This is a genomic window from Brevibacillus panacihumi (assembly GCF_003710985.1).
GTDB classification, from domain to species: domain Bacteria; phylum Bacillota; class Bacilli; order Brevibacillales; family Brevibacillaceae; genus Brevibacillus; species Brevibacillus panacihumi.
The window spans coordinates 104,533-116,820 of record NZ_RHHT01000031.1 but is presented as its reverse complement, the minus strand read 5'-3'; the positions used below and the strand labels follow the sequence as shown (position 1 = coordinate 116,820).

Annotated in this window: 13 protein-coding genes; all 13 read left to right on the top strand. The window is 51.5% G+C overall.

The window, feature by feature from the left end; all coding sequences use genetic code 11:
• Positions 1 to 2: 2 nt before the first annotated feature.
• The 13 genes from rnpM (at position 3) to EDM58_RS15500 (ending at position 12,286) form a co-directional block, all read left to right on the top strand.
• Complete coding sequence (gene rnpM, locus EDM58_RS15560) at positions 3 to 293, top strand: RNase P modulator RnpM (RefSeq protein WP_122914153.1); 291 nt, start codon at positions 3 to 5, stop codon at positions 291 to 293.
• A complete protein-coding gene (locus EDM58_RS15555; protein ID WP_023557113.1) occupies positions 290 to 589 on the top strand; it encodes a YlxQ family RNA-binding protein in 300 nt (99 codons plus the stop codon). The genes rnpM and EDM58_RS15555 overlap by 4 nt, the downstream gene beginning before the upstream one ends.
• Positions 590 to 610: 21 nt before the next feature.
• The gene (infB, locus tag EDM58_RS15550) at positions 611 to 3,136 is read left to right on the top strand and encodes a translation initiation factor IF-2 (protein ID WP_122914152.1); all 2,526 of its coding nucleotides are present in this window, start codon (positions 611 to 613) and stop codon (positions 3,134 to 3,136) included.
• Positions 3,136 to 3,417, top strand: a complete 282-nt coding sequence (locus EDM58_RS15545; RefSeq protein ID WP_122914151.1) for a DUF503 domain-containing protein — start codon at positions 3,136 to 3,138, stop codon at positions 3,415 to 3,417. The genes infB and EDM58_RS15545 overlap by 1 nt, the downstream gene beginning before the upstream one ends.
• Positions 3,418 to 3,440: 23 nt before the next feature.
• Entirely contained in the window at positions 3,441 to 3,806 is a 366-nt protein-coding gene (rbfA, locus tag EDM58_RS15540) for a 30S ribosome-binding factor RbfA (RefSeq protein ID WP_023557110.1), read from the top strand.
• Positions 3,796 to 4,791 carry a DHH family phosphoesterase gene (locus EDM58_RS15535; protein WP_122914150.1) on the top strand — a complete coding sequence of 332 codons (996 nt, stop codon included), beginning with the start codon at positions 3,796 to 3,798 and terminating at the stop codon, positions 4,789 to 4,791. Before rbfA ends, EDM58_RS15535 begins: the two co-directional genes overlap by 11 nt.
• Entirely contained in the window at positions 4,784 to 5,710 is a 927-nt protein-coding gene (gene truB / locus EDM58_RS15530) for a tRNA pseudouridine(55) synthase TruB (RefSeq protein ID WP_122914149.1), read from the top strand. Before EDM58_RS15535 ends, truB begins: the two co-directional genes overlap by 8 nt.
• Before the next feature lie 2 nt (positions 5,711 to 5,712).
• Positions 5,713 to 6,654 carry a bifunctional riboflavin kinase/FAD synthetase gene (locus EDM58_RS15525; protein WP_122914148.1) on the top strand — a complete coding sequence of 314 codons (942 nt, stop codon included), beginning with the start codon at positions 5,713 to 5,715 and terminating at the stop codon, positions 6,652 to 6,654.
• 138 nt (positions 6,655 to 6,792) lie between these two features.
• Positions 6,793 to 7,062, top strand: a complete 270-nt coding sequence (gene rpsO, locus EDM58_RS15520; protein WP_122914147.1) for a 30S ribosomal protein S15 — start codon at positions 6,793 to 6,795, stop codon at positions 7,060 to 7,062.
• Between the two features lie 260 nt (positions 7,063 to 7,322).
• Entirely contained in the window at positions 7,323 to 9,464 is a 2,142-nt protein-coding gene (gene pnp / locus EDM58_RS15515; protein ID WP_122914146.1) for a polyribonucleotide nucleotidyltransferase, read from the top strand.
• Between the two features lie 137 nt (positions 9,465 to 9,601).
• Positions 9,602 to 10,582, top strand: a complete 981-nt coding sequence (locus EDM58_RS15510) for a polysaccharide deacetylase family protein (RefSeq protein ID WP_122914145.1) — start codon at positions 9,602 to 9,604, stop codon at positions 10,580 to 10,582.
• 113 nt (positions 10,583 to 10,695) lie between these two features.
• On the top strand, positions 10,696 to 11,955 hold the full coding sequence (locus tag EDM58_RS15505) for a M16 family metallopeptidase (protein ID WP_122914144.1): 1,260 nt from the start codon (positions 10,696 to 10,698) through the stop codon (positions 11,953 to 11,955).
• A gap of 70 nt (positions 11,956 to 12,025) precedes the next feature.
• Positions 12,026 to 12,286, top strand: a complete 261-nt coding sequence (locus tag EDM58_RS15500) for a YlmC/YmxH family sporulation protein (RefSeq protein WP_122914143.1) — start codon at positions 12,026 to 12,028, stop codon at positions 12,284 to 12,286.
• Positions 12,287 to 12,288: the final 2 nt, after the last annotated feature.

The following is a 12,288-nucleotide window of genomic DNA, read 5'->3' as shown; positions in this document are numbered from 1 at the left end:
TCATGAAGCAAAAAAAGATCCCTTTGCGTAAATGCATTGTCTGCCAAGAAATGTTTCCGAAAAAAGAATTGATCCGCGTAGTCCGGACTCCAGCAGAAGAGATTGTCATCGATCTGACTGGCAAGGCTGCGGGGCGCGGTACCTATGTGTGTCGGCAGGATAGCTGCCTGAAACCGGATGCGTTTGCATCGGGAAAATGGAAAAAAGTGCTGGAACGCGCCTTGAACATCACCATTTCTCAAGAGAAGTACGATACCTTTCGTAACCAGTGGATGGAGATGATGGGTCAATGAACCCGAAGGCAGCGCAGCTACTCGGATTGGCAATGCGGGCAAGGAAAATTATTACCGGAGAGGAATTGGTCCTGCAGGCTGTTCGCAGCGGTCAGGCCCGACTGGTGTTGCTCGCGGCTGATGCATCTGGGAATACCGCCAAAAAAGTACAAGACAAATGTTCCTACTACGGTGTTGCATGTGTAACCACGACAGACCGATATTCACTGGGACACGCGATCGGAAAAGATGGGCGAGTAACCGTGGCGGTAACGGATGGGAAGTTGGCGGAAAGCATTCAGCGTCTGCTCACCTAACTTACGAAAGGGTGAAGTTCATTGAAGACACGTGTGTATGAATATGCCAAACAACACAACATGAGCAGTAAGGAAATCCTTAATTTGCTTAAGCGTTTAAATATCGAAGTGGCAAACCATATGAGTATCATGGAAGAAGGGACGATCAAGAAGATCGAGGATCACATGGCGAAGCTGAGAGCAGGGGCCGCAAAATCGGAACCGCGCACAGCGCCAGCATCTGAGACGAAAGCAAAACAAGACGATCAACGACGCCCCAGTGACTCCAGAGGACAACAAGCTCGTTCACAGCAAGCAGGTCAAGGCTCGTCTTCGCAGCCTGCCAAGGCAGATCGTCCAGCAGATCGCGACCGCAACAATGGCAACAGCCAGCGTTCCGATTCGCAACGTCCTCAACAGGGGAAAAATCAGGGGAAGAATCAGGAGAGAAAACCAAACCATATGAGAAGTCAACCCGCAAAACAGACTGACCGCAAGCCACAGACACCGAACCAGCAAAAACCGCAAAACCAGCGGCCTCAAAACCAGAATCGTCCTCAAAATCAGCAGCGGCCGCAAAACCAGAACGCAGAAGCACAAGTTGAAGGCCGCATCGGTGATGAGTTTGAGGATAAAGTGAAGCTTCCTTCCAACGTCGGTTTGGAAAAACGGGAGAAGATCAAGAAGGCTCCCCCGACCAAGAAGACGTTTGAGGAAAATAAAAAGAATCAACCATTCCGCGGCGGAAACAACCGCAACCAAGGACGCAACCGCCATAGCGGACGTGGTCAGCAAACACCTCGTCCCGTATTGGAACCACCTGCAAAGATTACCTTCCAGGACTCGCTTACCGTAAACGAGTTGGCGGTAAAACTGCGCAAGGAACCGGCGGAAATCATTAAAAAGTTGTTTAATTTGGGTATTATGGCAACGATCAACCAGTATTTGGACAGCGATGCCATCCAATTGATTTGTGCAGAATACAATGTCGAGGTCGAAGAAAAAATCGTCATCGACGAAACGAACTTCGAAACGCTGGAAGAAGTGGACGAACCGGACAAACTGCAGGAGCGCCCTCCAGTCGTAACGATCATGGGTCACGTAGACCACGGGAAAACAACGTTGCTGGACGCCATTCGTTCCACGAATGTAGTGGCAGGAGAAGCAGGCGGCATCACGCAGCATATCGGTGCGTATCAAGTTGAGATCAAAGGGAAGAAGATTACCTTCCTGGATACACCTGGTCACGCGGCCTTCACGACAATGCGTGCACGTGGTGCGCAAATCACGGATATTACCATTCTGGTCGTTGCTGCAGACGACGGCGTTAAGCCGCAGACCGTAGAAGCGATCAGCCATGCCAAGGCAGCAGGCGTGCCGATCATCGTGGCGGTCAACAAGGTAGATAAGCCTGAGGCAAATATTGACCGCGTCAAGCAGGAGCTGACCGAGTACGAACTGGTCGCAGAAGAGTGGGGCGGCGACACCATCTTCTCGCCTATTTCTGCAAAACAACGCATCGGCATCGAGGAGCTGCTCGAATACATTTTGCTTGTTTCCGAGGTTCAGGAGCTGAAAGCAAATCCAGACAAACGCGCTCGCGGTACCGTTGTCGAAGCAGAACTGGACAAAGGACGCGGTCCTGTCGCTACCATTCTGGTTCAGCATGGGACATTGCGTGTAGGTGATCCGATCGTTGTCGGTTCCGCACATGGCCGTGTGCGTGCGATGGTCAATGACAAAGGACGCCGTCTGAAAGAAGCGGGTCCGTCCACACCGGTTGAAATCACCGGTCTGAATGACGTACCGCAAGCAGGGGACCAATTCATGGTCTTCGAAGATGAGAAAAAAGCGCGCGCGATTGGTGAAGCCCGTGCATCCAAGCAGCGTGAATCCGAGCGCCGTGAAAACACGCGTGTCTCCCTGGACGACCTGTTCCAACACATTCAGGAAGGCGATATTAAAGAGCTCAACCTGATTGTCAAAGGGGACGTGCAAGGTTCCGTGGAAGCTCTGCGTGGCTCTCTGGAGAAAATCGATGTGAATGGAACGCGTGTGAAAATCATTCATACCGGTGTAGGGGCGATTACAGAATCTGACGTAACACTTGCAAATGCGTCCAATGCAATCGTGATTGGCTTTAACGTGCGTCCAGAGCCAAACGCGCGCAGTATGGCCGAGCAAGAGAAGATCGATATTCGACTGCACCGCGTCATCTATACGGTAATTGAAGAGATTGAGCAAGCCCTGAAAGGGATGCTGGATCCCGTATATAAAGAAAACATCATCGGTCAGGCCGAAATCCGTGAAGTGTTCAAGGTATCCAAGATCGGCAATATTGCCGGATGCTATGTAACGGAAGGAAAACTGAGCCGGGATGCAGGTGCCCGTGTCATTCGCGAGGGTATCGTGATCTACGAAGGCAAGCTCGATACCTTGAAGCGCTTCAAGGACGATGCCAAAGAGGTTGCTGCCGGATACGAATGTGGCTTGACCTTGGAACGATTCCATGACATCAAGGTTGGCGATGTGATCGAAGCATTCGTCATGGTAGAAGTGAAGCAATAATGGTAGCAGGTACGCGGATTGAACTGTTTCTGCCCGCATGCCAAAACTTGAAAGAGAAACGAGCCATCGTCAAAAGTGTGATCGGCAAGCTGCGGAGTCGATTCAACCTCTCCGTAGCAGAGGTGGCTTACCAGGAGCAGTGGCAGCGTACCGTCTTGGGTATCGCTGCCGTTGCTAATGAGGTCTCTTTTTTGCAACAGGAGATTCAGGCTGCGATTCGACTCGTGGAAATCCATCCCGGCGTAGAGTTGATCGCTGCGGATACGGAATACTATGAGTAATGCAGGCGATGGAGGTGAATAGAATGAACAAGACACGCATGAGTCGCGTAGGCGAGGAGATCAAAAAAGAGTTGAGTATTGTCCTGCAGCGAGGATTAAAAGATCCGCGCGTCGGCTTTGTGACCGTTACAGATGTTGAGGTAACCAGTGATTTGCAACTGGCCAAGGTCTTTGTCAGCATCTTTGGGAGCGAGGAAGAGCGCAAGGCTTCTCTCGCCGGACTGCACAAGGCAAAAGGGTATTTGCGCACAGAGATTGGCAAGCGCGTAAAACTGCGCCATATCCCTGACTTTGTTTTCAAGCTGGATGAGTCAATCGACTACGGCAGCAAAATCGAAACGATCCTGCGGGAAATCTCCACTGAAGGGGAAAAACGGGATGAATCATAATCAGGAACAGATTAAGGAAGCGGCACAATTCATGAAGGAACATGACCGCTTCCTGGTTCTTTCTCATGTCAATCCAGATGGCGATGCGACAGGTTCGGCGCTAGGTGTCGCCTTGATTCTGGAAAAACTTGAAAAAACATACATAGTGATCAATGAAGGAGAGACTCCCGAGAAGTTTTCCTTCCTGCCTCGCTTTGAGCTTCTTCGCAATCTATCCCATCAACCGCTTGATGAGACGTTCGGGGCCGTAATCGCCGTCGACTGCGCCGATGAGTCGCGGATGGGCGATGTACGGTCTCTCTTTGCGTCTGACTCCGTACTGCTCAATATCGATCACCACCCGACGAACGACGCTTTCGGCACGCATAACCTGATACGGACGGATGCGGCGGCGACGGCAGAAATCTTGTATGATGTAGCGGTTGAAGCAGGGGTTCCTTTTGACAAGGAACTGGCGTTGTGCATCTATACGGGTCTGTTGACGGACACCGGAGGCTTTCGATACTCGAATACATCCCCGCGTGTGATGGAAATCGCTGCTCAGTTGCTTACCTACGGGGTAAAGCCCGGGGAAGTGGCGGAGCGTTGTCTGGAGGAAATCACGCTGGCGCATGTGAATATTCTTCGCCGCGCTCTTCAGACCCTCACCCTTACGCATCAAAATCAGGTAGCCTCCATCACTGTACAGCCTGTTGATTTTGAAGAAGCGGGGGCGCAGCGAGAGGATGCAGGCGGACTGGTCAACTACTGCCGCAACATTGAAGGAGTCGAGGTAGGCATTACCTTCATAGAGTCCGAACCGGGTGCGGTCAAGGTGAGCATGCGGGCGCGGGATCGAGTGGATGTCGCTGTCATTGCCAAGCAATTTGGAGGCGGCGGACATGCCAAGGCAGCAGGCTGTACGATTCACGGCGAGGTTGCAGAGGTGCAAAAGAGAGTCTGGCAGGCGGTTGGTCAAGCCCTGGGAGTGAAGGATCATGAGTAATGTAAGCGGTGTGTTGGTCGTTGACAAGCCGGCAGGGATGACGTCACATGATTGCGTAGCGAAGATCCGCCGCCTGTACGGCACTCGGAAGGTGGGGCATACAGGTACGCTGGACCCGGAAGTGACAGGGGTGCTCCCGATTTGCCTGGGTCACGCTACCCGGCTTGTCGAATATTTGCAGGAACTGCCCAAGCGCTATGATGTCGTCATGCGAATCGGGTATTCGACCACTACAGAGGACGCTACGGGAGAAATCGTGGAAAAGCAGGAAGTGGATACCGCTTCGATTACCGAAGAGCGAATCAAAGCGATTTTTCAGCAGTTTTTGGGAGAAATCGAGCAGGTCCCACCTATGTTCTCTGCGGTAAAGGTCAACGGAAAGCGGCTGTACGACCTGGCCAGGGAAGGAACTGTCGTGGAGCGGCAGGCGCGCAAGGTCACAATCTACGAACTGGTCTTGCACGAGGTTCGCGTGGAGGAGGAGATGGTAGACGTTCGTTTTACCTGTACCTGCTCGAAAGGGACTTACATGCGCACGTTATGTGTTGACCTTGGTCGTGCTCTGGGGTATCCTGCCCATATGAAGCTGTTGCGGCGAATCAAAAGCGGCCCTTTTACAGAGCAGGATGCGATTCCGCTCGCAGCATTGGAAGAATTGGCAGCACATGGAGGAGATATTTCCCAACCGTTGCTCTCCATCCGCGAAGCAGTCTCTTTCCTTCCCTTTGTCCAGGTGAAACCAGAACGGGTCAAAGCCGTTTTGAACGGACTCCCGACAGGATTGCCGGGTGTGGATGCCAAGGAAGGAAGCTTGATTTGCCTGTTTTCCGGCGAGCAGCTGCTCGGGATTCATCGCGTATGCCGAGGGGATAAGGGCCTCTATGCCAAAGCCGAAAAAGTCTTTCCTTCCGAGGTGTAACTGTGAAAACCATTTCCCTGTCATATCCATTACCCCATGACTTCCATGAGCAAAATCCTTCCGCGATCGCCTTAGGATATTTTGACGGAGTCCATCTCGGCCATCGCAGAGTGATCCAGAAGGCTATTGACATCGCAAAGGCGAATGGCTGGCAAAGCACGGTCCTGACGTTTGATCCCCATCCGCGGGAAGTGCTGGGACAAAGCGGCTACAACCACTATTTGACTCCTTTGCCGGACAAGCTGGAGCAATTTGAAAAAATGGGCGTAGACACCACATACGTCATGCAGTTTGACATTTCGTTCGCCGCCGTATATCCCGAGGATTTCATTGACGAATGCCTGCTGCCGCTCTCTTGCCGCCACGTAGTCGTCGGATTTGACTACACATTTGGACATCGGGGCATGGGGACAGCGCAGACCTTGCAAGAGATGAGCCGGGGCCGGTATGGCGTTGACATTGTCGGGCCGGTCAACCGCTTGGGAGAAAAGGTGAGCAGCACGGTCATTCGCGAATACCTGCACCATGGCGATGTGGAACAGGCCCGTCACTTGCTGGGACGTCCTTACAAAGTGCGGGGGACCGTCGTGCATGGCGACAAGCGGGGGCGCACGATTGGCTTTCCGACCGCCAACGTAGCGGCACTGCGGCCCTACCTCATCGGCAAAAACGGAGTCTATGGCGTTCGCTTTACCGTAGATCAGCAAACGTATTTCGGAGTGATGAACGTCGGGATCAAGCCAACCTTTGAGTTGGAGAAGAAAGAAAAATCGCTAGAAGTGCACATTTTTGACTTCTCCCGGGAGATTTATGGCGAAGAAGTAGAAATCGAGTTTCTCTTCTACATCCGCGAAGAGCAAAAATTTGCCGGGGTTGATGCTTTGATTGCACAAATTCAAAAAGACGTGGCTACCGCAAAGAAAAGGTTCTCTGAACCCTACTAACTGCCGATAACGCTTTGCATTCCAGAAATCGATATGATATAATTCATAACGTTGTACAGATAACCACAGCTTGGCTGTCCGATTCTCACCGACGGCAGACTCGGCTGACTGGTATACAAAACAAGGAGGTGAGTCTAGATGGCATTGACTCAAGAACGTAAAACTCAACTGATTGAAGAGTTCCGTACTCACGAGAACGACACCGGTTCGCCGGAAGTGCAAATCGCTATCTTGACCGAAAACATTAACAACCTGAACGGACATCTGCGTACACACAAGAAAGACCATCACAGCCGTCGCGGTCTGTTGAAAATGGTAGGTCAACGTCGTAACCTGTTGACATACTTGAGAGAAACAGATGTTCAACGTTACCGTTCTGTGGTAGACCGTCTGGGTCTGCGCCGCTAAGGTACGTCTTGCAAAAAGCGGGTCTTCCCGCTTTTTCCTACGTTGGGGGCTCGCTGCCGAGTGCGGCGGGCCATCCAACCTATACATGGACGTATACAGGGCTGCACCCTTCGTACGAGCTTCAAATTGAAGCTTTTTTTATTACCACGAAAGGCTGCCAATGGTATCCATTTAATTTTACTTGCGGCAGGAAATAATACATACAGGTAGAAAACAAAGTGTAGAACTGCACATTGTCGTGAAGGAGGACTGCTAGCAACATGGAGCAACAATACCGTACATATGATTTTGAACTGGCAGGCCGCAAACTGACGCTGGAATTTGGCAAAATGGCCAAACAGGCTCAGGGCTCGGTACTGGTTCGGTACGGCGATACGGCAATTCTGTCTGCGGTGACGGTCTCGAAGGAACCTAAAGCTCTTGATTTCTTCCCGCTCACTGTCAACTATGAGGAGCGTCTCTACGCAGTCGGGAAAATCCCCGGCGGCTTTATCAAAAGAGAAGGACGTCCAAGTGAAAAAGCGATTCTCGCCAGCCGCTTGATCGACCGTCCTGTACGCCCGCTTTTTGCAGAGGGATTCCGTAACGATGTACAAATCGTCAACACTGTCTTGTCTGTCGATCAGGATTGTTCGCCAGAAATCGCCGCGATGATCGGGACATCCGCAGCGTTGTGCGTCTCAGAAATTCCTTTTGAAGGTCCGATCGCCGGTGTGATCGTGGGACGCGTAGATGGTCAATTTATTATCAACCCGACTGTCGAGCAAGCGGAGAAGAGCGATATTCACCTTGTCGTGGCAGGTACCCACAGTGCCATCAACATGGTAGAAGCATCTGCCAACCAGGTGCCGGAAGCGATTATGCTCGAAGCGATCATGACAGGGCATGAAGTGATCAGGCAGCTGATTGAATTCCAAAATATGATCGTGGCAGAGATCGGCAAAGAAAAAATGCAAGTCATTCTGCACGAGGTAGATCCACAAGTCGACCAAGCGGTGCGCGCCGTCGCTGAAGCTCGGTTGAAGGAAGCTGTGCGCATCGAAGAAAAACAAGCACGCTACGATGCCATTGATCAGATCAAGGCAGAGACGCTGGAGCACTTCGCAGCGCAAGACCCGGAAGCCTTTGCAGAACAGGAAAAAATGATTTCCGAAGTGCTGGGCAATATCGTCAAGGATGAAGTACGCCGTCTGATTACGGATGAAAAAGTTCGCCCGGATGGACGAGCATTGGATGAAATCCGCCCGCTTTCCAGCGAAGTCGGCATCTTGGCCCGTACACATGGCTCAGCTATGTTTACTCGCGGACAGACGCAAGCGCTTAGCGTTTGTACATTGGGTGCTTTGGGCGACGTCCAAATTCTGGATGGATTGGGTCTGGAAGAATCCAAACGCTTCATGCATCACTACAATTTCCCGCCGTACAGCGTAGGGGAAGCACGACCACTTCGACCTCCTGGAAGACGTGAAATCGGCCATGGTGCCTTGGGTGAGCGGGCGATTGAACCGATCATTCCAAGTGAGACAGAGTTCCCGTACACCATTCGTCTGGTGTCCGAAGTGATTGAGTCCAATGGTTCCACGTCGCAGGCATCGATCTGCGCCAGCGTTCTTGCATTGATGGACGCAGGTGTGCCGATTAAAGCACCTGTAGCTGGTATCGCGATGGGCTTGATCATGGGAAAAGACGGAGACACCTTCTCCATTCTTACGGACATCCAGGGCATGGAAGACCACCTGGGAGATATGGACTTCAAGGTAGCCGGGACAGAAGCTGGTGTAACCGCAATCCAGATGGATATCAAGATCTCCGGGATTAATCGTGAAATCCTGCAAATGGCGTTGGAGCAAGCGCGCATTGGACGTCTGCACATTCTCGAGCACATGATGAGCACGATCTCCGAACCGCGCAAAGAACTGTCTCCATTCGCGCCTAAAATTATGACAATGACGATCAATCCGGAAAAAATCCGCGATGTCATTGGTCCTCAAGGTCGCGTAATCAACAAGATCATCGAGGAAACCGGCGTGAAGATCGACATCGAGCAGGATGGACGCGTCTTTATTGCCTCCATAAACCACGAGGCAAACATGCGTGCGAAACAAATCATTGAAGATCTTGTTCGCGAAGTGGCTGTTGGCCAGACGTATCTGGGCACGGTCAAGCGCGTCGAGAAATACGGTGCATTCGTAGAACTGTTTGCCGGCAAGGAAGGCTTGTGCCACATCTCTCAATTGGCGGAGGAGCGCGTAGCCAAGACTGAGGATGTAGTCGCAGTAGGCGATAAGATCGAAGTGAAGGTTACGGAAATTGACGACCAAGGTCGTGTCAATCTTTCCCGCAAGGCTGTGCTCAAAGAGCAGGCAGCAGCCAAACAGGAAGCGCCCGCGCAAGCTGAATAATAGTCCTACCCAAAAGGCTTCGTCACTCGAAGAACACTTCGCGTACGGAAGCTTTTTCTTTTTTCGTCTAACTTTCTTCTCACATACATAAAGTGGACAAAGAGAGACTTGTACGTTTTGGAGGAGGAAAGGGTCCTATGACGAAGGGCAAGAGGAGGCTGTGGTTCGCGATCGGGATCGCGGTGCTGGTGACATTCCTGATGAATGGACAGTCGATATCCCGTTATGTCGATGCGGTAAAAGGGAAGGAAGCTGTCTTCGCAACCGCCGCTGGGGACGAGAGGGAACAATTGCGCCAGAAGATCGAAACGTGGAAAGCGGGACGGGAAGAAGCGCCGGTAGATGCAAAGGTGGACCCCACATGGAAAGCGGTACCGGGCTATAATGGACTGGTGGTAGATGTAGACGCGTCCATCGAGAAAATGCTGGCTTCCAAGCAAGCAGGTCCCGAATGGCTTGTATTCAAAGAAGTAGAACCGGCTGTTGATCTCAAGCAACTGGGAGCTCATCCGGTATATCGGGGCAATCCCAAAAAGCCTGCCATTTCTTTTATGATCAACGTGGCATGGGGGAACGAGTACCTGGATTCCATGCTGGACACGCTCGACAAGCACCAGGTCAAAACAACCTTCTTTTTCGATGGCTCCTGGGTCAAAAAATATCCGGAGGAAGCCAAGAAAATCGCTCAGCGCGGCCATGAAATCGGCAATCACGCCTATTCCCATCCCGATATGAAGTATCTGGGGGTCGAAAGAATCCATCAGGAAATCCGGCGCACGCAGGAAGTGATCGAAAATACAGTCGGGATCAAGCCCAGCCTCTTCGCCCCTCCATCCGGATCATTCAATCAGCGTGTCGTGGATATTGCTCGCTCTTCCTATGACATGCAGACGATCATGTGGACTGCAGACACAGTCGATTGGAAAAAACCGTCCCCTTCGTGGGTTATCCAAAGAATCAGCAAACGAATGGAAAATGGCGTGCTTGTTCTGATGCACCCGACTGCTGCATCGGAGGCAAGCCTGGACCAATTGCTTACACTCGCCAAGCAAAAAGGGCTTGTACCAACCACCGTATCAGAGGTCATCTCCAGCAGCCGTCTGCCCAAACAGTCCTGAAGCATGCTCCTTTGTTGTGGTGAGACTGGAAGTTTGCTATAGTTAGACGTGTTTACGGCTACAGATCTGCCTATGAGGATCGAAGACGATAAGATTCGCCAAGGAGGATTTTTGTGATACAACGCCATACTTGTGAAAACGGTCTGAGAATCGTGACGGAGAAAATCCCGTCTGTTCGCTCTGTTGCCATCGGTATCTGGGTGGGGACCGGTTCGAAATATGAGAATGAACAAAACAACGGAATTTCCCATTTTCTGGAACACATGTTTTTCAAAGGCACCGCTACACGCTCCGCGAAAGAGATTGCGGAGACGTTCGATGAGATCGGCGGAAACGTGAATGCGTTTACTTCCAAAGAGTACACCTGCTACTATGCCCGTGTGCTCGATCAGCACGCTCCAATAGCTCTGGATGTGCTGGCCGATATGTTTTTTGAATCCGTTTTTGATCCTGAAGAACTGGAGAAGGAGAAAAATGTCGTCATCGAAGAGATCAGCATGTATGAGGATACGCCTGACGACCTGGTACACGATCTGATCAGTCGCGCCAGCTTCGGCCAGCATCCGCTCGGCTACTCCATCCTGGGGACGGAGGATGTCCTGCGCAGCCTCAAGAGGGACGATCTTGTCCAATACATTGAGGAGCATTATCTGCCGGGGAATACCGTGATCACGGTAGCAGGAAATTTTGATGACGCGTTAATTGAGGAGATCAAAACGCGTTTTTCCGGATTTTCGCGCAAGGGCAGTGATATCAGCCTGACCAAGCCTCCGTTTTCCGGCGGCATCATCGGCCATAAAAAAGCAACCGAGCAGGCCCATCTGTGCATCTCCCTTCCTGGATTCCAGGTTGGGCACGAGAATACCTACTCATTGATCCTGCTGAACAATGTCCTCGGAGGAAGCATGAGTTCTAGACTGTTCCAAGAAATTCGCGAAGAGCGGGGATTGGCTTATTCGGTCTATTCATATCATTCTTCCTACAAAGAGACTGGCTCGTTTACGATTTATTCGGGAACGGCTCCTGAACACGTCGGGCAGGTATTTGACATCGTCACCAACATTTTGCAGGACGTGACTGTCCACGGCATTACGGATAAGGAACTCAACAAAGGAAAAGAACAGCTGAAAGGAAGCCTGATGCTCAGCCTGGAAAGCACCAGCAGCCGAATGAGCCGTCTGGGCAAGAACGAATTGCTGCTCTCCCGACACCTCAGTCTCGATGAAATCATCGCGAAAATTGACCGTGTCTCCCATGAATCGGTCATGGCGGTAGCCCAAGAGCTGTTCCGCAGCAAGATGGCGCTCGCAATGGTAAGCCCCTTGGAGGACTTCCCGAAAAATGTGAAAAGCGATGTGCTCGTATCTAGTTGAAAAATCCGGCATAGGCCGGATTTTTTTGCGTATATCAACAGTAAATCACGTGGACAAAGGGAGTGCGTCTATGCGCTTGAGCGAATTGGGTGGCAAGGAGATCATCGGGCTGGATACCGGAGAGAGGATGGGTGTGATTGGCGACTCTGATCTGGTCATCGATCCGCAAAACGGAGCGATTGAATCCATTTTGTTGTCTGGAGGCGGCTTTTTGGGTTTGGGCAAGAAAAGGGAGGACATTGTGATTCCGTGGAGCTCCATCATCAAGATTGGGCCGGACATGATCATCATCCAGCTGAAGCCGTTGGAGAATCAAACGGTTCAAAAGTAGAC